Origin of the sequence: Cellulomonas sp. NPDC057328 (assembly GCF_042667215.1) — a bacterium.
Classification (GTDB): Bacteria; Actinomycetota; Actinomycetes; order Actinomycetales; family Cellulomonadaceae; genus Cellulomonas.
In genome coordinates, this window is sequence record NZ_JBHUZW010000024.1 from 1 (window position 1) to 21,607 (window position 21,607).

The window sequence follows — 21,607 nt, forward strand, 5'->3', positions numbered from 1 at the left end:
ACGTGGTCGCGCGGGCCGTCCGTGACGCAGCTGGTCAGCTCGTGACGCCCGTCCCACCCTCGACGGTGATGCGCGGGTCCTTGCCCGTCGGCAGCGGCGGGAGCGTCGGCTCGTTCGACGGTGTCGTGCCGTCGAGCGACGGCAGCACGTAGACGTAGCCGGTGAGCGTCATCTCGACGTCACCCTGCGCCACCGCGGGACGACCGCTCTCCGGCTCCGCCGCCTGTAGCCCCTTGGCGGTGAACTGGGTGACGAGGAAAAGACGCTCGTTCGCCGTCTGCAGCCGCTCGAGGAACGCGAAGGCGTTGGGCACGGACCCGACGACCGTGATGTTCAGCTGCGCGCCCGCGAACCCCTCGACCGGCGCGGGCCCGGCGGGTGCGGCCGGGGCCTCGGTCGCCGGGGCGGCCGCCTCGTCACCGCCGTCGGCAGGCGCGTCGGTCGACTCCGGCTCCTCGTCAGGGACGGGCGCTGCCTCGGGCACCACCTCGGCCGGAGCCACGGATTCCGGGAGGGCGGCGTCGAGGGTGACGACCGTCACGCCGCTGCCCTCCGCGGTCGCCTGGAGCGTGCGCGTGTACTCGGCGATCTGGGCGTCGGTGGGGATCTGACGTCCGATCGTCGCGAGCTCGGCCTTCGTCGCGTCGAGCCCTGCCGCCTGCTCGACCAGCCGGTCCAGCTGCAGCTGCAGCTGGGCGTTGCGGTCCTCGGCGGCGGCGGTCTCGGTGCGGGCCGTGGCGGCGGACGCCAGCGTCGGCGAGATGGCGAGGAACCATGCGAGCGCCGCGACGAGCACGGAGAGCACGACCGTGCCGCCGATCCAGGTGGTCGACTTCGCGTTCATCTCAGCCCTCCGGGGTGAAGCGGTCGGCGTAGGCGTCGGCGGAGACGAGGACACGACTGGTGTAGCCGTAGACCGCCTGACCGTCCAGATCCTCGACGGAGGCGCTGCTGACCCACGCACCGTGGAAGCCCGGGACGGCGTTCAGCGCGTCGATCCACGCCGCCGTGTCGACGAGCGTGGATGCCTTCGCCTGGAAGGTCAGCATCGCCACGCTGGGCTCGTCGAGCGGACTCTGCCGCGCTGCCGGCGCGAGCATCGGCGTCGCGCCGTCCATCGCGAACGCGGTGAGGCCGACACCCTCGGGCATGACGGCGCCGACCGCGCGCAGGTACGGCGCCCAGAGGACCTCGGTGGACATGCCGAGGGCGCGTGCGGCCGTTGCTCGCTCGAGCTGGCCGAGGACCTGTGGCACTTCGGAGTACTGCGCCTGCGCCTGGAGGAGCCGGGTGGTCTCGTCGTCGGCCCGTGCCTGCTCGGTCCTAGCATCGTTGAGCGAGACGACCGCGACCCCGTAGCCGACGGCGGCGAAGGCCACGACCGCCACCAGGACGAACGCCAGCCGCCGCTTGAGCCGGCGCAGTCCCTGACGCGCGAGGAACTCCGGCGGCAGGAGGTTGACCTGCGGCACCGCCGGGATGCCGGCGACGGGCGCGCCCTTGGCGCTGAGCGGACGACTGAGGATGGTGCTCATGCTGCCGCTCCCATCGCGAGACCCAGCGCGATCGCGAGCGTGTGCTGCTCGTCGGCGAACCGCCCGGACGCCAATGAGCGGTCCACGTCGACGTTGTCGAAGGGCTGCCCGGCGCTGACGGGCAAACGGGTCGCGGTCGACAGGTACTGACCGAGGCCCGGCAGGTGAGAGGCGCCTCCCGTCACGAGCACGTGCTCGACGGCGGCACCGGGGTGGCTGCTCGCGTAGTAGACCATCGTGTTCCGGACTGCCTCCACGAGCGCCGACACGACGGTGGTGATCTGCTCTGCCGCGCGCTCGTGCTCCGGTGCCGCCGCATACCCGACGCCGATGGAGCGCTTGGCGAGCTCCGCCTGGTCGAGAGGGATCTGGAGCGCGGCGGCGACGGCCTCGGTGACGTCCTGACCGCCGGACGGCAGCATGCGGACCATGCGTGGGACGCCCTGGGCGACGACTGCGACCGTCGTCACCCGGGCGCCTACGTCGACCACCGCCACCGTGTGGTCCAGGGCTTCGCCCCGGGCCATGGCGCGTGCCAGCGCGAACGCACCGAGATCCACGACGACCGGACGGAGCCCGGCGATCTCCACCGCGGCCGTGTTGGCCGTGACCGTGTCCTTGGTCGCCGCCACGAGTAGGCCCTGCATGACGTCTCCGCCTTCGCCTTGTCGGACGCCGGTGGGCAGGTAGTCGAGGATCGCGTCGTCGACTGCGACGGGAATAAGGTCGGCGACCTGGAACGGCAGCGATGACCGTACCTGAGCGAGCGGCATGGCGGGCAGGTCGAGGTCGCGGACGACGACTCGCTGGTTGCCCACGCCGATCACGACGTTCCTGTGGCTGAACTTCTGCTCCGCCCACAGGCGCTTGATGGTGCTGCCGACTGTCTGGCGCTCCATCACCTCGCCCTCCCGCACGGCCCCGGGGGGCAGCTGCGCCACGCCCAGCCGCACGAGCCGTGGCCGTGCCGTCAACGACGGCCCACCGCTCCCGAACTCCACCTCTGCGGCACGGACATGGGTGGTCCCGATGTCCAGGCCGATCACACGTGTCTTGGCCACGTGACATCCCTTCGTGCGGCGCGACGTCGACTGGTGTATCGGCCCCGGCGCCGTGCGCCTTGAGCCTTCCTGCGGACTCGGCGTGGAGCCGGCTCGGGCGTGCCTCAGCCGAGCAGCATCGCGTCGAGGTACGCGCCCCACATCTGCTCGCCGACGACGAGCCCCAGTGCGCAGCCGAGCAGCATCCACGGCCCGAACGGGACGCCCGACCCCCGGCGCGCGCGGCGCAGGACGACGAGGACGAGCGCGTACAGGCCGCCGCACACGAACGCGGCGAAGGCGCCGACGACCAGGGCGCCCCAGCCGACCCAGCCGAGGTACATCCCGAGCACGCCGGCGAGCTTGACGTCCCCAAACCCCATGCCGCGCGGGTACACGAGCGCGAGGAGGAAGTAGAAGACCCACAGCGCGGCCCCACCGAGGGCCGCCCGCAGCAGGGCACCCCAGTCACCCGTGCCGGCCGCGGCGACGGCGAGGAGGACCGCGACCACCACGTAGGAGGGCAGCACGACCGCATCCGGCAGCCGGTGCGTGTCGACGTCGATCAGCGTCAGTGCGACCCCGATGGTGACCAGGTACCAGACCGCGGGCAGGAGCCACAGGCCGTCGTCCCGGGACAGCACCCACGCGGTTGCGCCCACCAGGAGGACCGCCGTCGCGAGTTCGACGAGCGGGTACCGCGGCGAGATCGGCTCGCCGCAGTCCCGGCACCGTCCGCGCAGCACAAGCCACCCGAGCACGGGCACGTTGTCCCGCGGGCGGATGCGGTGGCCGCAGCGCGGGCACGCGCTCGGCGGGTGCACCACGGACTCGCCGCGCGGGACGCGCCAGACGACGACGTTGAGGAACGACCCGACCGCGAGGCCGACCGCTGCGCTCAGCGCGAGAAGGACGAAGGTCACGGGCCGTCCAGCGAGCTGCCGTCGGCGGCGAACGCCGGCTCGACCTCGACCCACACGTTCACACCGTACGTGGTGGTCACCGGGGAGAGGAACTTCGGCGGAGCCGTCTGCCGGAAGCGCTCGTCGTAGTTGTAGTTCTTCGCGAACCCCGTGGACATCGAGGCGCCCGACCCGGTGCCGACCGGCCCGCGGAACTTCTGGGCGATCGCGCCCGTGACGGTGAGCGTGCCCTTGTTGTCGCCGCTGTCCTTGTTGTAGTTCTGCACCATGAAGGTGTGCGCGACCGAGAGGATCGCCGCGTCGATCCGGCGGTTGTCGGGCAGCAGCGTGTTGCCCGATCCGTTCACCGGGTTCCACACCCAGACGGCGTCGTTGCCCACGAGGCCGAGCATGTCCCCACCGAACCCCTTGTCGGTGTAGGCGATGTCACCGGTGACATACACGTACTTCTCGGCTGCGAGCGTGGCTCGGCCCTTCAGCGTCCCCTCGACGAACAGGTCGCCGGCGCGGCACTCGTAGGCCTTCGAGAAGGGAGGCGTCTCCGACACGCTGGGGTACGCGCCCTTGAGCGGGAAGCCGATCGAGTTGCTGCTGGTGGCGCACGCCGTGGCACCGGGGCTCGGGAAGGGCGGGGTGTTGCCGGTGTGCGCGTTGACGTCGGTCGAGAGCGTCGGCACGTTCTGCACGTAGACCACCAGGTTCTTCGGCACGTCGAGCGTCTGCCCGACGTAGGTGGACCCGTCCCGCTTGGCCAGGCCCGCGCTCCCGGGCGAGCCGCACTTGGCCTCCGCGAGCCCAGCCGTGCCGTTGCCCTTCGCGTTGGTGTGTTTCGTCCAGGGCGAGACGACGGTCATCGTGCCGTTCGCGTGGAACGTGATCTTCGTCGGTCCCGTGTAGAGGCACCCGGGGTTGGGGACCTCGTCGGGCAGATCCGGCCGGGTCTCCTTGCGGATCTCGGCGTTCGTCGCCGGCATCCCGATCTTGGAGACGTGCTGGGGGTCGGTCGTGGGGTACTTGAAGACCGGCGCGGTCGTCCCCGAGTCGCGGAGGTAGTTCTTGCCGCTCGAGGCCTTGTACGTCGTCGTGACCTTGCCGTTGAACTCCGCCTTGCCGTTCGTCTGGATGGCGTCGTTGGAGTGCATCGGGCCGTTGATGTCGTCGGCGCCGCCGAAGTAGATGACGTTGCACCCCGGCCGCGAGCCCTCGTAGTAGTAGATCGCGCAGTTGAGCGTACTGGACGGGTTGCTCGCCTGCGGGTCGGAGGTCTCGTAGTCCGTGAAGTACAGGAAGTCGATGAAGCCGCGCTGCTTGAGGTCCGCGACGATCGAACGGGTCGAGGTGCCGACCCGTCCGGTCGAGCGCACGCGGAGGATGCCCTCGGAGTAGAACGACGAGCTGTCGACCTCGTAGCGGAACTGCGCGTCCCCGCCGCTGCCCGCGACGGTGGCCCAGGTTCCCGTGGGACCGACGCCGAACGCCGGGTTCGCCGAGGTGGAGGGCGGCAGCGACACGTTGCTGCTCGCGCTGAACGGTGCGGCCGGGTTGCCGTACGAGAAGTACGTGAGGTCGGCGGCCAGCCGGCTCTCGTACTCCTCGACGCCGGCGTACGCCGCCGCCAGGGCGGCGTTCCAGCTCTGGTCTCGCTGCGACTGGCGCGCCGCCCCCGTCGCGTACGCGATACCGGCGACGATCAGGCCGGACAGCAGGACGGTGATGCCGAGCACCAGGATGAGCGCGGCACCGCGCTCACGGTCGTCGACGGGTGTGCGCAGCAGGCGGGACACGATCACGGCGTCGTCCTCACTCGGTCGAGGTCGCGGTTGGGGATGCCGACGGCGTTCACCATCGTCACGGGCTCCGCACGGGCATCGGCCTGGACGGTGAGCGTGACGCGGACGGCCGCGATCTCACGCTTGCGCTCGTCCGTGAACCCGGCGGCGGGCACGGCCATCGGCTGGTTGTCCTTGTCGAGGTACTCGAACAGCGGCGCGGCGCTGATCGGGATCGACCGCGCGATGGGACGCACGGTCGTCGGTGACCCGGTCGCGGGGAAGGTCCACGGGCTGGTGGTCGACCCGGTGACCCAGCGCGTCTCGACCAGGCGCCGTTGGGCGTCGATCGAGAACTGCACCTTCACGGGCTTGGGCGCCGCCGCGGCGGTGTCGATGTAGGCGTAGACGGTGAGCGAGTTCGGGCGTGCGTCGACGAAGGCCGGGACGTTGTCGGTCGCGCCGGTCGGACGTACCTCCGTCGCGGACCGCACGATGCGGGTCACCTCCTTCATGCCGGCCGACGCCACCGTCGTCGAGTCCGTCGCCGCACGCTCCCGCGAGAACGTCCGCGAGAACCCGGCGACCATGCCGACGATGAGGAGCGAGACGATGGACATCAGGAGCATCGTGACGAGGAGCTCCGGCAGGGTGACGCCACGGTCGTCCGTGGGGCGGCGGCCGATCACGGGGTCACCGGCTGACGCGGGTCGACGGTCACGGTCACGGCCGACGCGCCGACGGGTGCCTTCGTCACGCTCCCGGCGACGTTGGGCGACGGGATCGTCACCCGCGACTCGGGCAGCGTGCTGCCCGTTGCGCCTGACGAGTTCGCGTAGAACAGGCGCCACGTCCCGTACGGGAGAGCGATCGCCACCTTCTGACCGTTCGTGGTCGGGATGACCTGGCCGTAGGTGAGCGTCTCGGTGGCATCGCAGCCGGGCAGGCCAGAGCCTACCGGGGGGTTCACCGACTCGGCGCGCAGGTAGCGGTTGCTGTTGCCCGTGCTCGACACCTCGACCACGCCCATGGGGACCTCGATCGTGGCGCTGCCGCCGGGCGGTGCCGCGACGGCCGGCGCGAGCACGCCCTCGTGGCTCACACCACCTACGTCCGATACCGGCCACGCCGTGGGGTCCGCCGCCGCGCAGGTGCCCGCCACCGCCTGGTAGCCCGCGGTGAAGGGGTGCAGCCGGTACTGGGGCCTGCGCGGGTCCGCGGTCGAGGTGGCACCGGGTGTCGCGCGCCCGTACGTGCTGAGGAAGGTCATCTTGAGCGACCCGTCAGTCGGCGTGCGGACGGTGCCCGTCGCGTGCGGGGCCAGGTGCGTCGTGTAGGTGGCACCCTGGTCGAGCTGGAAGCCGAGGGAGGCGGTCGCGTTCGCGGTGACCACCGCGGTCTGCGTCGGCACCTGGACCTGGGCGTCGCTGACGTGCCCGGTCCGCGACACGGCGATCGTGTAGGTGCCGGGGTTGACCCGCAAGACGTACGTGCAGCCCTGCGCGTCCGTCTGGCTGATGACGCTGCCGACGCTCGGGCTCGCGGTGACGGTCACGCCCTCGTTGCCCGTCCCGTCCGCGCGGAGGACCGACACGAGGATCGTGCCCTTGGTCGGGTCGTTGATGTGCTCGTCGGGGTTCAGCACCGTGTCGCTGCGGACCGGGTCCGCACCGGGTCGCATCCCGCCCCACGTGACCGTCACGTTGATGCGCTTGTAGCGCAGTGCCGAGCCGACGCCGGCGGACCCGCACGTGAACTCCGTGTCCGGGTCGCTCACCCACTGCGTCCGCCGCACGACCTGGAAGGTGTCGGAGCCGACCGTGACGTCCCGCTCGTCGTCGAGCAGGCCGAAGATGTTCGGCGCGTCGCGTGCGAGGTCGATCTCCTCCGCGGCCAGGTTGGCGGCGATCGCGCGCACCCGTGCGTCGCGGGAGAGGTGGAGGACGCTCAGCAGGGAGTACGCGAGGCCGGAGCTGACGAGTGCGAACAGGAACATCGCGACGAGCACCTCGGCCAGACTGATGCCGGCGTCGCCGGCGCGGGCGCGCTGCATGTGGTGCCACCAGGTGCGCACGTTAGCCTCCGGATGCTCGTCTGGCCGGCCGACGCGGCGCCGGCCCTGGATTACAGCGGTGTGGGGCGCCGCACGTGCGACGCCCCACACCCCGTTTAAGAAGCGGTGATCAGCCGCCGGCGCCACCGGGCGCCGGAGCCGAGCCGGCGACCTCCGTGATGACGCCCGTGTCGCTGCTGTAGGTCCACGACTTGCCAGTGAGGTCGTCGTGCCGGGCCGTCAGCTGGAACTGCGTGGCCGTCGGCGTGGGGACGACCTCGACCGTCACGGCGTCGGTCTTGTTGTAGCCGTTGTCGAAGATCGACGTGCCCGCGGAGCTGGCCGCGGCGTGGGTCAGGCCCGCGTACGAGCCGTTGTTGCTCACGGCGTACGTCTCGGCGGCGAGCGCCGCGTTCTTGAGGTCGGACTCGACCTGGGCCTCCCAGCCACGCGTGCGCTGGTTCAGGAACGCCGGGATGGCGATCGCGGCGAGGATGCCGATGATGATGATGACGACGAGGAGCTCGATGAGGGTGAAGCCCTTGTCGCCCTCACGCTCGTTCATGACCTTGCGGACGCGAGCCATCATGCTGCTGCCCTGCTTTCGATGTCGGGATTCAGTGCCGGCGAGAGCCGGCGGTTCGGTGCTGCGCTCTGGTCATCGGGCCGGGCGGCGGTCCGCTTGAGGCCTTGTCCGCGGTTCACCCGGACGGCGGCGGGCCGTCCGGGTACGCGTCACTCGACCAGTTCGAAGATCGAGAAGATCGGCATGTAGAGGGCGACGATCATGCCGCCGATGATGACGCCGAGGAACGCGATCATGAGCGGCTCGATGAGGCTCGTGAGCTGTTCCGTGGTCGCCGTGACCTCCTCGTCGTAGAAGACGGCGACCTTGTTGAGCATCTGCTCGAGGGACCCGGCGTCCTCACCTGTGGCGATCATCTGCACGACCATCGGGGGGAACACGGAGTGCTGCGCCAGCGGCACCGACAGCGGCTGACCTTGGCGGACGCCCTGCTGGATGTCCTTGACCGCCTGCTCGATGACGTAGTTGCCGCTCGTCTCCCCCACGATGTCGAGGGCCTGGAGGATCGGGACACCGGCGCCCAGCATCGTGCCGAAGTTGCGCGTGAAGCGGGCGATCGCAATCTTCTTGAACAACGGCCCGAACACGGGGATGCGCAGCATCAGCGGCTGCGTGCGCGACCGGATGGCCTCGTCGTTCTTGTGCTTGCGCCACCAGACCGAGAAGACGATCGCCGCGACCGCCAGCAGCGGCGCCGCCCACTTCATGATGCCGGAGAGGAACACGAGGAACTGCGTCGGTGCGGGCAGCGCCCCGCCGAGGTCGGTGAACATCTGCTCGAAGATCGGCACGATGAACAGGAGCATGCCCACCACCGCGAGGATCGCCATGGCGAACACCATCACGGGGTAGGTCATCGCGGACTTGATCTGCGCCCGCAGCTTGACCTCGGACTCGTAGTTCTCCGCCACCGACGTCAGCGAGTCCTCGAGGAACCCGCCGACCTCGCCCGCCCGGATCATGTTGATCATCAGCGGCGGAAAGATTTCCCGGTGCTTGGAGAGCGACTCGGACAGCGACCCGCCCGTCTCGACGTCGCTGCGCACCGTGCTCAGCGCCTTCGCGAGCGGCTTGCTCTCCGTCTGCTCGGACAGGATCGTCAGCGCGCGCAGAAGCGAGAGGCCCGCGCTGATCATGGTGGCGAGCTGCCGCGCCATGACCGCGAGGTCTTTGAGCTTCACGTTGTCGCCGAAGCCGGGGATCTTGATCTCGGTGTTGAGCCCGCTGTTCGAGACCTCGGTGATCGCGATCGGCGCCATCCCCATCGAGCGCAGGCGGTTGGCGACCGCTTCCTCGTTCTGCGCGTCGATGCGGCCCTTGACGACCTTCCCGGTGCGGTCCGAGAGCTCGTACTCGTATGTGCGCATGACGGCCATCAGTACCCCCCGAGAGACGCGATGGTGGCGGGGCCGCCGCCGTTGACGCCACCGAAGCCGCCGGACTGCGTGGTCGACGCGCCCTGGCGCACGCGCGACGTGCGCCCGACGAGCTTGTTGAAGTCCTCGATGTGGTGCGCCTTATCCAGGCCGACCTCGTACGTGATCTTCCCGCGCTTGACGAGCTCGGCCAGGTTCTGGTCCATCGTGTGCATGCCGTCGTCCGCGCCCGCCTGCATGGCGGAGTAGATCTGGTGCGTCTTGCCCTCGCGGACGAGGTTGCGGATGGCCGGCGTCGCGAGCATGACCTCGGTCGCGACGACGCGGCCCGTGCCGTTCGCCTTCTTGCAGAGCGTCTGGCAGACGACGCCCTGGATCGCGCTGGCGAGCTGGGTGCGCACCTGTGCCTGCTGCCCCGACGGGAAGACGTCGATGATGCGGTCGATCGTCTGCGCGGCGTCCTGCGTGTGCAGGGTCGCGAAGACGAGGTGGCCGGTCTCGGCCGCGGTGAGCGCGACGGAGATCGTCTCGAGGTCGCGCATCTCACCGACGAGGATGATGTCGGGGTCCTGGCGCAGCACGTGCTTCAGCGCGTTCGCGAACGAGTGCGTGTCGGCGCCGACCTCGCGCTGGTTGACGATGCACTTCTTGTGCCGGTGGAGGAACTCGATGGGGTCCTCGACCGTCATGATGTGGTCCTCGCGCGTGCGGTTCGCGAGGTCGATGATCGACGCGAGCGTCGTCGACTTGCCGGAGCCCGTGGGGCCCGTGACGAGGACGAGCCCGCGCGGCAGGCCGGCGAACGAGCCGACCGACTGCGGGACGCCGAGGTCCTCGAGCGGCTTGATCTCGTAGGGGATGACACGGAAGGCCGCGCCCACCGACTCGCGCTGCTGGTAGATGTTCACGCGGAACCGCGCGAGACCGCGCACGGCGTAGGAGATGTCGAGCTCGAGCTCGCTCTCGAACTTCTCGCGCTGCTTCTGCGTGAGCATCGCGTACAGGCTGCGGCGCAGCGGCTCGGGCAGCATCGTGCCGAACTGCTCGAGCGGCTTGAGCGCACCGGAGACGCGGACCATGGGCGGCGAGCCGGCCGTGAAGTGCACGTCGGACGCGCCGAGGCGGTGCATCTCGATCAGCACCTCGTCGATCGAGACGTCACCCTCGTGCTGGGCGGTGCCCATGCCCGAGCGGGCGGACGGTCCACCGGCCGCACGGCGCGGCTCCGTGCGCGCCGGCGCGGGCGCGGCGGCCGGTGCAGGGGCGGCGACGGGCGCCGGCGGCTGCGGGGGTGCGAGGGCGGGCGCCGGCGCGAAGGTCGCACCGCCCGGTCCCCCGGGCGCGAACGTCGCGGGCGGGCCGCCCGGCGTGAACGTCGCCCCACCGGGCGCGGCGGGCGGGAACGCGGCGGACGCGTGCGCGGGCGGCGGCACCGACCCGGGCGGCGGGTAGGCGCCCCGGCTCTGGGACGGGACCGGCTGGTACGTCGCGGTGTGCGCCGGCGGCGCCTCCCCCGCGACCGGACCGGCCGGCCGGTACGGCGGCAGCGGCCGGGTCGGGTCCCCCGAGGCCGGCCTGTAGGTCTCACTCACGTCGTCTGCCTCCAGGCTCTCCAGCACGGTCGTGCGCCGCCCCACGGCGGCGCACGGGCACGCGTTGGTCATCGGTCCTGGACGGCCCCGACTTGAGCCACGACGTGGACCGGCGCGGGCGTCGCCCCTCCCGGGGACGCCCGCGCCGGTGGCCTCACGCGACGACGCGGAGGATCTCCTCGATCGACGTGTCGCCGGACGCGACCTTGTACCAGCCGTCCTCGCGCAGCGTCCGCATGCCCTGCTTGACGGCCGTCTGGTTGATGTCCGCGGACGACGAGTGCGCCACGGCGTGGCGCTCGATCTCCTCGGTGACCCGCATGACCTCGTGCAGCGCGAGGCGGCCCTTGTAGCCGGTGCGCGAGCACGCGACGCAGCCCGCCGGCCGGTACAGGTCAGGGATCGGCTCCCCCGGCACCCACGGGAACCGCGCGGCCTCGAGCTCGGCCGGCGACGGCGTGTACGGCTCCTTGCACTTCGGGCACAGCCGCCGTGCGAGGCGCTGGGCGACGACGCAGTCGAGCGCGGACCCCACGAGGAACGGCTCGATGCCCATCTCGGTGAGACGAGTGACGGCCGACGGCGCGTCGTTGGTGTGCAAGGTCGAGAGGACGAGGTGGCCGGTGAGGGCCGCCTCGACGGCGATCTGCGCGGTCTCGTGGTCACGGATCTCACCGAGCAGCACGACGTCGGGGTCCGACCGCAGGATCGAGCGCAGGGCCGCGGCGAACGTCAGGCCCGCCTTGGGGTTCACCTGCACCTGGTTGATGCCGGGCAGCCGGTACTCGACCGGGTCCTCGACCGTGATGACGTTGATGTCGGGCTTGGAGACCGCGTTCAGCGTCGCGTACAGCGTCGTGGACTTGCCGGAGCCGGTCGGGCCGGTCACGAGGATCATCCCGTAGGGCTTGGTGTACGACTCGCGGTACGTCGCGTAGTTGTGCTCGAGGAACGACAGGTCGCGCAGGTCGAGGCTCGCGGTCGAGTTGTCGAGGATGCGCATGACGATCTTCTCGCCCCACACCGTCGGCAGCGTCGCCACGCGCAGGTCGATCTTGCGCCCGTTGTGCGTCACCGACATGCGGCCGTCCTGCGGCTTGCGCTTTTCCGCGATGTCGATGTCGCTCATGATCTTCACGCGGCTGATGACGCCGCCGATGATGTTCTTCGGCGACCGCTGCGTCTCGTGCAGCACGCCGTCGATGCGGTACCGGACGCGCAGGTCGTGCTCGGTCGGCTCGATGTGGATGTCGGACGCGCGGTCCGTGATCGCCTGCGTCACCAGCAGGTTGACGTAGCGGACGATCGGCGCGTCGTCCTCGATGGAGTCGCCGATCCGCGAGAAGTCGACCTCGGGCTCGGGCTCCTCCTCGATGAACGCCGAGGAGAGGTCCTCCATCTCGCCGTCCGCGCGGCAGAAGCGGTCGATGGCACGCAGCACGTTGTCGTACGTGGTGACGACCGGCACGACGGGGACGCGCGCGACGGTGCGGACGTCGTCCACGGCGACCACGTTCGCGGGGTCCGCGGTGGCGACGACGAGTGCGCCGTTGCGGATCGCGATCGGCAGCACCGAGTACCGCCGGCACACCGAGGCGGGCACCATCGTCACCGCCGTGCGGTCCACGGGGTACTCGTCGAGGTCGACGAACTCCATGCCGACCTGCGCGGCGAGCGCCCGCACCAGCTGCGCCTCGCTGATCATGCCGAGCTCGACGAGGGTGCGTCCGAGCGAGGCTCCGATCGAGGTCTGCTCGTCGAGCGCCGCGAGCAGCTGCGCCTCCGTCACGAGCCCCTCGTCGAGCAGGATCTCCCCGAGCTGCTTCACGCGCGTCCCTCCGCCTCCGAGGTGCGCCGGTGCTGCACCCCGAAGGGTCATCGGCACCGTGGGCGGGCGTCCTTGAGGGCGGCGGCACGTCCGATCGGGGACCACTCGTCCGGCGGCGGGGGTTCATCACCCGTTCGTGACCCCCGCGGCCCCGCACGTGACCGGCGGTCAGCCCGCGACGGGCGTGAGCGCCGCCTGCAGCGCGGCGTCCATCGCGTCGACGGGTGCCGTGCGGCCCGTCATGAGGCGCACCTGCTCCACCGCCTGGTGCAGCAGCATCCGCTCGCCGCCGACCGTGCGGCCGCCGGCGCGCTCCCACGCCTGCGCGAGCGCGGTCGGGCGCGGGTCGTAGACGACGTCGAGGAGCACGCCGCGCACCGGCCCTGCCAGAGCGTCCGCGAGGGCGTCGGGTGCGTGCGCAGGGAGCGTCGAGACGACGACGTCGGCCGCCGCGAGCTCCGGCGCGGTCGCCTCGAGCGGGCGCAGCACCGGCTCGACGCCCATGCGGTGCGCCGCACGCAGCAGCGCACCGGCCCGCCCGGCGGACCGCAGGTGCACCGTCGGCGTCGTGCAGCCGAGCTGCGCGAGCGCGGCGAGCGTCGACGCGGCCGTGGCACCGGCACCGAGCACGGCCGCCCGCCGGACGCCGCCCACCACACCGGCCTCGCCCAGCGCCGCGACGATGCCGTGCACGTCGGTGTTCGCGCCGGTGAGGACGCGCCGCGCACCCTCCCCCTGCGGCAGCACCGTGTTGACGGCGCCGACGACCTGCGCGAGCGGCTCGACGTGGTCCAGCAGCGGCAGCACCGCGTGCTTGAGCGGCATCGTCAGGCTCAGCCCCGCCCACGACGCGTCGAGGCCGTCGAGGAACGCGCCGAGCGTCTCCTCGGTGACGTCGTGCACCTCGTAGCGCCAGTCGTCCATGCCGAGCGCCGCGTACGCCGCGCCGTGCAGCACGGGCGACAGCGAGTGCCCGACCGGGTGCCCGAGCACGGCGCAGCGCCGTCCGGCGGGCGCCGGCTGACCCTGCAGCGTCACCCTTCCTCGTTCTCCGCCTGCCACTGGCGCAGCTCGGCGACGTTCGCGTCGTGCTCCTCGCGCGTGGCGGCGAACCGGGTCTCCCCCGTCGCCAGGTTGACCGCGGTCCAGAAGATCCAGTCACCCGGCTCCGGGTTGAGCACGGCGTCGATCGATTTCTCCCCCGGCGACGCGATCGGCGTCGGCGGCAGGCCCACGTGCGTGTACGTGTTGTACGGGTTCGACGCGTCGCGGAGCATCTCCGTCGTCAGCTCCGTCCCGGGCACGCCCTCCCCGTACGCGACGGCCGCGTCGATCTGCAGGATCATCGCCTTCTCGAGGCGGTTCTCGATCGCCCGCGCCATCCTCGGCCGGTCCGGGTCGTGCCGCGCCTCGCGCTCGACGAGGGACGCCTTGTTGAGCACCGTCTCCCACTGGTCCTGCGCGACTCCCTTGGCCGTCAGCACCTCGACCGTCTTCGCGACCATCTGCCGCAGCACACCCGCGGCGTCCGTGCCGGGCTCGATCTGGTACGTCGACGGGTACAGCCACCCCTCGACGTTGCCCCCCGCCTCGGCCGGCAGGCCGATCGCGGCGGGGTCCGCGGCGGCGGCCTGCAGCTGGTCGACCGGGATGAGCGTGACCTCCCGGACCCGGTCGTAGATCTGCGCGGCGCTGTACCCCTCCGGGATCGTGACCTTCATGGACACGCGGTTCTTCGCGTCCAGCAGGGCGACGACCGCGTCGGACGCCTTCATCTCGAGCAGCAGCTGGTAGGTCCCCGGCTGGATCGACGCGGCGTCGGGGTTCGCGGCGTAGGCGTCGAGGAACGCGTCCCGCGTCGCGACGACGCCGGCGTCGGTGAGGGTCGTCGCCATGTCGGCGCCGGTGGCGCCGGCGTTGATGACGACCGGTGCGGCGCCGGGCCGGCCCGGACCGGCGTAGTCCTCGACCGGCGCGGCCTGGTCGGGGTCCCCGCCGCCGAACAGGTTCGTGCCGCCGAGGAGGGAGAACACCACGTAGCCGGCGCCCACCACCATGACCAGCGCGACAACCAGGACGGCGACCGACCGGCGCCGACGCTGCTTGCGCAGCCGTTCCTCGCGCTTGCGTCCCGAGGACCGCGAACGGCGTCGGGGCTCGGTCGGTCCGGGCGCACCCGTCCCTCCGACGCGCTCACCACCGAACAGCTCGGCTGCGCTCTCGTCGGACTTCACCGGGGCCCACCACTCCGTCTGGTTGCTCACCTGCGCGTCACTCCGTCGTCGTCGTGCCGTCGCCCGCAGACCCCTCCACGGCGCGGCGCGAGCTGCGTCGGTCGACGTCGACCCGTTCTCCGGACCTCCGCCCCGTCGCCCTCTCGGCGTCGAGCGCGTGCTGCAGGATGACCACCGCGGCCGCCTGGTCGACGACCTGCCGGTGGCGGCGTCCGGATCGGCCGGACGCCTGGAGCGCCTGGTGAGCGGTCACCGTGCTCATCCGCTCGTCCACGAGCCGCACCCTGACGGGTGCGACCTGGCGCGCCAGTGCGACAGCGTACGCGCGCGCGAGGTCCGCGGACGACCCCTCGGCTCCCGAGAGGTGCCGCGGCAGCCCCACGTACACCACCGCGACGTCCCGTTCGCGCACGTGCGCGGCGACCGCGACCACGTCCGCGGAGCCCGGCTTCACCTTGCCGGCGGCGCGCGGCAGCGTCTCCACGGGGGTCGCCAGCATGCCGTCGGGGTCGCTCGCGGCGAGGCCGACGCGGACCGTGCCGACGTCGACGGCGAGCCGGGCGCCGCGGGTCACGGCGTCCGGGTCCTGGTCCTGGTCCTGGTCCATGGTCGTCGGCAGGTCCGGTGCGGGCACGTCAGCCACGCACCGCCGCGGCGACCGCGTCGAGCGCGGCCGGCAGCCGGCTCGCGTCCGCGCCGCCGCCCTGCGCGACGTCGTCCTTGCCACCGCCACCGCCGCCGAGCACGCCCGACGCCGTGCGGACGAGCGCACCGGCCTTCAGGCCGGCCTCGCGCGCCGCGCCGTTGGTCGCGATCACGACGACCGGCCGGCCCTTGCTCGTGCCGCCCACCGCGACGACCGACGGCGACGCCTCCCCGAGGCGGCCGCGGACGTCGAGCGCCAGCGTGCGCAGGTCGTCGGCCGACGCGACGTCGCCGGCGTCGTGCGTGACGACGAGCGTCGTGCCGATCTGCTGCGGCGCCGCCGCGAGCGAGCCCGCCGCGGCGAGCAGCTGGCCCTGGCGCAGCTGCGCGAGCGCCTTCTCGGACTCCTTGAGGCGCGACATCAGCGAGGACACCCGGTCGGAGAGCTCGTCGGGACGCGCCCCGAGCAGCCCGGAGAGCTGGCTGACGAGCGCCCGCTCCTTGGCCTGGTACCCGTACGCCTGGTCGCCCACGAGCGCGTCCACGCGTCGCACGCCGGAGCCGATGGACGACTCCCCCAGCAGCGTCACGAGCCCGAGCTCGCCGGACCGGCGCACGTGCGTGCCGGCGCACAGCTCGCGCGACCAGTCGCCGCCGATGGAGACGACGCGGACCTCGTTGCCGTACTTCTCGCCGAACAGCGCCATCGCGCCGAGCGCGCGGGCCTCGTCGATGGCCATCGTGCGGTCGGTGACCTCGAGGTCGTCCTGGAGCCGCTCGTTGACGCGGCCCTCGATCTGCGCGAGCGCCGACGACGGCACACCCGCACCGGACCGGAAGTCGAAGCGCAGCCGGCTGGGCGCGTTCTCCGAGCCCGCCTGCGTCGCGGTGTCGCCGAGCTCCTCGCGCAGCGCCTTGTGCACCATGTGCGTCGCCGTGTGGGCGCGGGCGATCGCGCGGCGCCGGGCCGTGTCGATCGTCGCCGTGCCCGCGTCGCCCAGCGTGAGGGTGCCGTCGACCAGGCGGCCGTGGTGGACGGAGAGGCCCTTGATGGGCGCCTGCACGTCGTCGACCTCCACGAGGGCGCCGCCCTCGAGCGCGATCGTCCCCGTGTCGGCCAGCTGACCGCCGGACTCCGCGTAGAACGGCGTCACGTCGAGCACGACCTGGACGTCGGCCGGCGCGGTCGCCGTCGGCGCGGGGACGCCGTCGACGAGCAGGCCGACGACCTTCGTGCGCGCCGTCGTGTCGGTGTAGCCGACGAACCGCACGGGTGCGCCCGTCTCGCCCGACAGCGTCGCGTGCAGCTGCTGGTAGGCCGACGTGTCGGCGTGACCCGTCTTCTTCGCCAGCGCGTCCGCGCGCGCCCGCTCGCGTTGCGCCTGCATGAGCGACCGGAACGCGGTCTCGTCGACCGCGACGCCGTGCTCCGACGCCATCTCCAGCGTGAGGTCGATCGGGAAGCCGTAGGTGTCGTGCAGCGCGAACGCCTGCTCGCCGGACAGGACCGCCGAGCCCGTGCCCGCCGCCGTGCGGGCGCGGCCGACCGCACCCTCGAAGATCGTCGTGCCGGCGGACAGGGTGCGCAGGAACGCCTCCTCCTCGCCGTACACGACCTGCGCGATGCGGTCGAAGTCGGACGCCACCTGCGGGTAGGACAACGCCATGGCGTCGCGGCTCACGGGCAGCAGGTGCTGCAGCGTGGCCTCCTCGACGCCGAGCAGGCGCATCGAGCGCACCGTGCGGCGCAGCAGGCGGCGCAGCACGTAGCCGCGCCCCTCGTTCGACGGCGTGACGCCGTCCGCCACGAGCATGAGGCTCGAGCGCACGTGGTCGCCGACGACGCGGAGCCGCACGTCGTCCTCCGCGACCGCGCCGTAGCGCCGGCCCGTGAGGTCCTGCGCGCGCGCGATGACGGGGAAGACCTCGTCCGTCTCGTACAGGTTGTTCTTGCCCTGCAGCAGGTACGCGATGCGCTCGAGTCCCGCACCGGTGTCGATCGCCTTGCGCTCGAGCTCGCCGAGCAGCGGGTAGTCCTTGCCGCGGCCCTCGCCGCGCACGAACTGGTCGAAGACGAGGTTCCAGATCTCGAGGTAGCGGTCGCCGCCCGGGTCGACGGTGCCGCCCTCGGCCTCGGGCCCGAACTCGGGGCCGCGGTCGTAGTGCCACTCCGCGCAGGGACCGGCGGGGCCGGGCTGGCCCGTGTCCCAGAAGATCTCCTCGCGCGTGAGCCGCACGATGTGCTTCGGGTCCACGCCGACACGCACGAGCGCGTCCGCCGACTCCGCGTCCTCGTTCCAGATCGTCACCCAGAGCCGGTCGCCGTCGAGGCCGTAGCCGCCCTGGTCCTGCGGCGTCGTCAGCAGCTCCCACGCCAGCTCGATCGCGCCCTGCTTGAAGTAGTCGCCGAACGAGAAGTTGCCCATCATCTGGAAGAACGTGCCGTGCCGCGTCGTGCGGCCGACGTTCTCGATGTCGTTCGTGCGGATGCACTTCTGCACGCTCGCCACCCGCGGCCACGGCGCGTCCTGCGTGCCGAGGATGTACGGGATGAACGGCACCATGCCGGCGATCGTGAAGAGGATCGACGGGTCCGGGGAGATGAGCGGCACGGACGGCGCGATGGCGTGGTCCTTGCTCGCGAAGTAGTCGAGCCAGCGCTGGCGGATCTCGGCGGTGCGCATGTCGTCCTCGTCGTGTCGTCCGGCGCCGTGCGGCGGCGGGTGGTTCGCGGTGGTGCGGGCCCGGGGTGCCGGGTCGCCGCGGGGTCGCTGGGGCCTCGACGGCCCGGACCGGTCAGAAGAAGGGCGCCCGGCCGTCGTCGTCGGGGTCGTGCGTGGGGGCGTCGTCCCAGCCGCGCGCCCGCAGGTCGCCGGCGAGGTCGCCGCCCCGGGGCGCGCCGCCGAACGCCGCGCGCAGCTCGTCCTTGCGGCGCGGGGCCGAGGCGCGGAGCTCGTCCACGTCGACGTCCCCGACGAGGGCGTCGAGCAGCTCGGCCTCGCGCGCGGCGACGCCGGTGCGGAAGTCGTCCCGCGCGGCGTGCAGCGCGCGCGTCAGCCGCGTCGCGCCCTCGACGGCGTCCACCGTGCCGGCAGGTGCGTAGGCCTCCACGACCCGACGGCCGTTGCGGACCGCGACGACCGTCACCGCGACGCCGACGCCGACCCAGAAGAGGCGCTTCACCGCGGCCCCCGGCGCAGCCCGGCGAGCGCGCGGCGCACGCCGTAGGAGAAGGCGGCGACCTTGACCAGCGGCGCGCCGACCGTCGCCGTCACGAGGGACGTGAGGGCGGAGACGTTCTCGCTCACCTGCGCGGCGGCGGTCGTCACGGTGTCGACCTTGTCGATCTGCGTCGAGGAGGACGCCACGAGCTGGGCCGTCTCGTCGAGGACCGGCAGGCTGTGGTCCGTCAGGCGGCGCACCGAGGCCTGCGCCTCGTCCAGCACCCGGCCCAGCTTCACGAGCGGCACGGCGAGCACGCCCACCAGCAGCACGAACGCGATGGCGGCGATCAGCCCGGCGACGTCCCCGACGGACATGCCCGTTCCCCTCTCGGTACGTGGAGGCGCGACGGCCGACGGCCGCGCGACCCGGCCACCCTACCCGCGCGGTGCGGGGCGGCCACGTGCACGAACGCCCCGCGGCGCGGCGCGCGGCGGGGCGTTCATGCTGGACCGGGGCGGTACCGCCCCGGTCGGAGCGCTGCAGGTCAGCGGGCGTAGTACTCGACGACCAGCTGGACCTCGCACGTGACCGGGATCTCGGCGCGCTTGGGGCGGCGCACGAGGACGGCCGACAGCTTCTCGAGCTGCACGTCGAGGTAGCCCGGGAGCGTCGGGAGGACGTCGCGGTGCGCGCCGGCGGCGGCGACCTGGAACGGCACGGTGGCCTGCGACTTCGGCTTGATCTGGAGCGTCTGGCCCTCCTTCACGCGGAAGGACGGGCGGTCGACGATCTTGCCGTCGACGAGCACGTGGCGGTGCACGACGACCTGGCGGGCCTGGAGGATCGTGCGGGCGAAGCCGGCACGCAGCACGAGCGCGTCGAGACGCGTCTCGAGGTCCTCGACGAGCGCCTCACCGGTCAGGCCCGGGGCCTTGCGGGCGTTCTCGTACGCCTTGGCGAGCTGCTTCTCGCGCAGCGCGTACTGGGCGCGCAGACGCTGCTTCTCGCGCAGACGGACGGCGTAGTCCGACTCGGTGCGGCGACGGGCACGGCCGTGCTCACCGGGCGGGTAGGGGCGCTTCTCGAAGTGCTTGACGGCCTTGGGCGTCAGGGCCAGGCCGAGGGCGCGGCTCAGGCGGACCTGGCGGCGCGAGCGGGTCACACTGCTCACAGATGTACTTCCTGTCGTGTTCTCGTTGACGATCACACCCGCGCACCGGAGCTGGGCTCCGGACGGAAAGGGATCCGGCGGGCGTGGGGCCGACCACGGTGCGGCGCGCGTCCCTCCGTCGGTCCGGGCTGCTGCTCGGGCGTGTGGCGGGGTGGCGGTGCGTCGCGGGCTGAGGCCCCAGGCGGTCGTCCACCTCGGCGGACGACCGCACCACTGTACCGGACGCGTGGCCCGCCCCCGGCACGGGACCCCGACGAGCCGTCCCGACGGACGTTAGCGCGTGCCGTCGCCCTGCTCGAGGATCTGCCGGATCCGCCCGAGCCGCTCCTGGACCGAGCGCTCGAACCCGCGGTCGCTCGGCTCGTAGTACCGCGTGCCCACCAGCTCGTCGGGCAGGTACTGCTGCGGCGCGACGGCGTGCGGCTCGTCGTGCGCGTACCGGTAGCCCTTCCCGTGCCCGAGCGCCTTCGCGCCGGCGTAGTGGGCGTCGCGCAGGTGGGTCGGCACGGACCCGAGCCGCCCCGCGCGCACGTCCTCGAGCGCCCGGTTGATGCCGACGTACGCGGCGTTCGACTTGGGCGCCGTCGCGAGGTGCACGACCGCCTCGGCGAGGATGATCCGCGCCTCCGGCATGCCGATGAGCGCGACCGCCTGCGCGGCCGCGACCGCGGTCTGCAGCGCGCTCGGGTCGGCCATGCCGACGTCCTCGGCGGCCGAGATCACGATCCGGCGCGCGATGAAGCGTGGGTCCTCCCCCGCCGCGATCATGCGCGCGAGGTAGTGCAGCGAGGCGTCGACGTCCGACCCGCGCACCGACTTGATGAACGCGCTGATGACGTCGTAGTGCTGGTCGCCGTCCCGGTCGTAGCGGACCGCGGCGACGTCGATCGCGCGCTCGACCGTGGCCAGGTCCACCTCGGCCGGCGTCTCGGACGACGCCGCCGGCGCGTCGGCGAGCGCCGCGCCCGCGGCGGCCTCGAGGATCGTCAGCGCCTTGCGCGCGTCGCCGCCGGCGAGCCGCAGCAGGTGCTCCGAGGCGTCGTCGGACAGCGTCACCGTGCCGCCCAGGCCCCGCTCGTCCACGACGGCGCGCTCCACGAGCGCCCGGACGTCGTCGGTCGTCAGGGGCTGCAGGGTGAGCAGCAGAGACCGCGACAGCAGCGGCGAGTTCACCGAGAACGAGGGGTTCTCCGTCGTCGCCGCCACGAGCGTCACCCAGCGGTTCTCGACGCTCGGCAGGAGGGCGTCCTGCTGCGCCTTGGTGAAGCGGTGCACCTCGTCGATGAACAGCACCGTCTCGCCGCCGTCCGTGGCGAGCCGACGACGGGCGTCGTCGACGACCCCGCGGACGTCCTTCACGCCGGCCGTCACGGCCGACAGCTCGACGAACCGCCGCCCGGACGTCGCCGCGACGAGGTAGGCCAGCGTGGTCTTGCCCGTGCCGGGCGGGCCCCACAGGACGACCGAGGACGGCGCGGCACGGCGGGCGGCGTCGTCGGCGGGCTCCACGAGCCGGCGCAGCGGCGAGCCGGGCACGAGCAGGTGCCCCTGGCCCGCGACCTCGGCGAGCGACCGCGGCCGCATGCGCACCGCGAGCGGCGCGCCCGCCGCCGGCGCGGGCACGCCCTGCGCCGTGGAGGTCGCCGCGTCGAACAGGTCCATGCGAGGAGCCTACGGTCGCCCTCCGACG

Annotated in this window: 19 protein-coding genes; all 19 read right to left on the reverse strand. The window is 72.4% G+C overall.

Annotated elements, in window-relative coordinates:
- Nucleotides 1-34: 34 nt before the first annotated feature.
- Nucleotides 35-844, reverse strand: coding sequence for a hypothetical protein (locus ACFUMH_RS06650; protein ID WP_378202285.1), 810 nt, complete (start codon nucleotides 842-844; stop codon nucleotides 35-37).
- A gap of 1 nt (nucleotide 845) precedes the next feature.
- Nucleotides 846-1,535, reverse strand: a complete 690-nt coding sequence (locus ACFUMH_RS06655) for a fimbrial assembly protein (protein WP_378202288.1) — start codon at nucleotides 1,533-1,535, stop codon at nucleotides 846-848.
- Nucleotides 1,532-2,596: a type IV pilus assembly protein PilM gene (pilM, locus tag ACFUMH_RS06660; protein ID WP_378202291.1), complete on the reverse strand. Its 1,065-nt coding sequence runs from the start codon at nucleotides 2,594-2,596 to the stop codon at nucleotides 1,532-1,534. Before pilM ends, ACFUMH_RS06655 begins: the two co-directional genes overlap by 4 nt.
- A gap of 104 nt (nucleotides 2,597-2,700) precedes the next feature.
- The gene (locus tag ACFUMH_RS06665) at nucleotides 2,701-3,498 is read right to left on the reverse strand and encodes a prepilin peptidase (protein ID WP_378202294.1); all 798 of its coding nucleotides are present in this window, start codon (nucleotides 3,496-3,498) and stop codon (nucleotides 2,701-2,703) included.
- Entirely contained in the window at nucleotides 3,495-5,288 is a 1,794-nt protein-coding gene (locus ACFUMH_RS06670; RefSeq protein ID WP_378202297.1) for a hypothetical protein, read from the reverse strand. The genes ACFUMH_RS06665 and ACFUMH_RS06670 overlap by 4 nt, the downstream gene beginning before the upstream one ends.
- On the reverse strand, nucleotides 5,285-5,956 hold the full coding sequence (locus tag ACFUMH_RS06675) for a type II secretion system protein J (RefSeq protein WP_378202300.1): 672 nt from the start codon (nucleotides 5,954-5,956) through the stop codon (nucleotides 5,285-5,287). The genes ACFUMH_RS06670 and ACFUMH_RS06675 overlap by 4 nt, the downstream gene beginning before the upstream one ends.
- Nucleotides 5,953-7,341, reverse strand: coding sequence for a type II secretion system protein (locus ACFUMH_RS06680; protein WP_378202303.1), 1,389 nt, complete (start codon nucleotides 7,339-7,341; stop codon nucleotides 5,953-5,955). Before ACFUMH_RS06680 ends, ACFUMH_RS06675 begins: the two co-directional genes overlap by 4 nt.
- A 109-nt stretch (nucleotides 7,342-7,450) precedes the next feature.
- Nucleotides 7,451-7,909, reverse strand: coding sequence for a prepilin-type N-terminal cleavage/methylation domain-containing protein (locus tag ACFUMH_RS06685; protein WP_378202306.1), 459 nt, complete (start codon nucleotides 7,907-7,909; stop codon nucleotides 7,451-7,453).
- Between the two features lie 146 nt (nucleotides 7,910-8,055).
- Nucleotides 8,056-9,282, reverse strand: coding sequence for a type II secretion system F family protein (locus ACFUMH_RS06690; RefSeq protein WP_378202309.1), 1,227 nt, complete (start codon nucleotides 9,280-9,282; stop codon nucleotides 8,056-8,058).
- Nucleotides 9,282-10,874, reverse strand: a complete 1,593-nt coding sequence (locus ACFUMH_RS06695) for a type IV pilus twitching motility protein PilT (RefSeq protein WP_378202312.1) — start codon at nucleotides 10,872-10,874, stop codon at nucleotides 9,282-9,284. The genes ACFUMH_RS06690 and ACFUMH_RS06695 overlap by 1 nt, the downstream gene beginning before the upstream one ends.
- Nucleotides 10,875-11,028: 154 nt before the next feature.
- The gene (locus ACFUMH_RS06700) at nucleotides 11,029-12,702 is read right to left on the reverse strand and encodes a GspE/PulE family protein (RefSeq protein WP_378202314.1); all 1,674 of its coding nucleotides are present in this window, start codon (nucleotides 12,700-12,702) and stop codon (nucleotides 11,029-11,031) included.
- Nucleotides 12,703-12,870: 168 nt separating this feature from the next.
- The gene (locus ACFUMH_RS06705) at nucleotides 12,871-13,740 is read right to left on the reverse strand and encodes a shikimate dehydrogenase (protein ID WP_378202317.1); all 870 of its coding nucleotides are present in this window, start codon (nucleotides 13,738-13,740) and stop codon (nucleotides 12,871-12,873) included.
- Nucleotides 13,737-14,966 carry an endolytic transglycosylase MltG gene (mltG, locus tag ACFUMH_RS06710; RefSeq protein WP_378202320.1) on the reverse strand — a complete coding sequence of 410 codons (1,230 nt, stop codon included), beginning with the start codon at nucleotides 14,964-14,966 and terminating at the stop codon, nucleotides 13,737-13,739. Before mltG ends, ACFUMH_RS06705 begins: the two co-directional genes overlap by 4 nt.
- A 7-nt stretch (nucleotides 14,967-14,973) precedes the next feature.
- Nucleotides 14,974-15,543, reverse strand: coding sequence for a Holliday junction resolvase RuvX (gene ruvX, locus ACFUMH_RS06715; RefSeq protein ID WP_378202389.1), 570 nt, complete (start codon nucleotides 15,541-15,543; stop codon nucleotides 14,974-14,976).
- A gap of 28 nt (nucleotides 15,544-15,571) precedes the next feature.
- Nucleotides 15,572-18,265 (reverse strand): alanine--tRNA ligase, encoded by a 2,694-nt coding sequence (gene alaS / locus ACFUMH_RS06720; RefSeq protein WP_378202323.1) that lies wholly within the window; start codon nucleotides 18,263-18,265, stop codon nucleotides 15,572-15,574.
- A gap of 112 nt (nucleotides 18,266-18,377) precedes the next feature.
- The gene (locus tag ACFUMH_RS06725) at nucleotides 18,378-18,764 is read right to left on the reverse strand and encodes a hypothetical protein (protein WP_378202325.1); all 387 of its coding nucleotides are present in this window, start codon (nucleotides 18,762-18,764) and stop codon (nucleotides 18,378-18,380) included.
- Nucleotides 18,761-19,120: a DUF948 domain-containing protein gene (locus tag ACFUMH_RS06730; protein WP_378202328.1), complete on the reverse strand. Its 360-nt coding sequence runs from the start codon at nucleotides 19,118-19,120 to the stop codon at nucleotides 18,761-18,763. Before ACFUMH_RS06730 ends, ACFUMH_RS06725 begins: the two co-directional genes overlap by 4 nt.
- A gap of 170 nt (nucleotides 19,121-19,290) precedes the next feature.
- The gene (rpsD, locus tag ACFUMH_RS06735) at nucleotides 19,291-19,917 is read right to left on the reverse strand and encodes a 30S ribosomal protein S4 (protein WP_378202331.1); all 627 of its coding nucleotides are present in this window, start codon (nucleotides 19,915-19,917) and stop codon (nucleotides 19,291-19,293) included.
- A gap of 273 nt (nucleotides 19,918-20,190) precedes the next feature.
- Complete coding sequence (locus ACFUMH_RS06740; protein ID WP_378202334.1) at nucleotides 20,191-21,579, reverse strand: replication-associated recombination protein A; 1,389 nt, start codon at nucleotides 21,577-21,579, stop codon at nucleotides 20,191-20,193.
- Nucleotides 21,580-21,607: the final 28 nt, after the last annotated feature.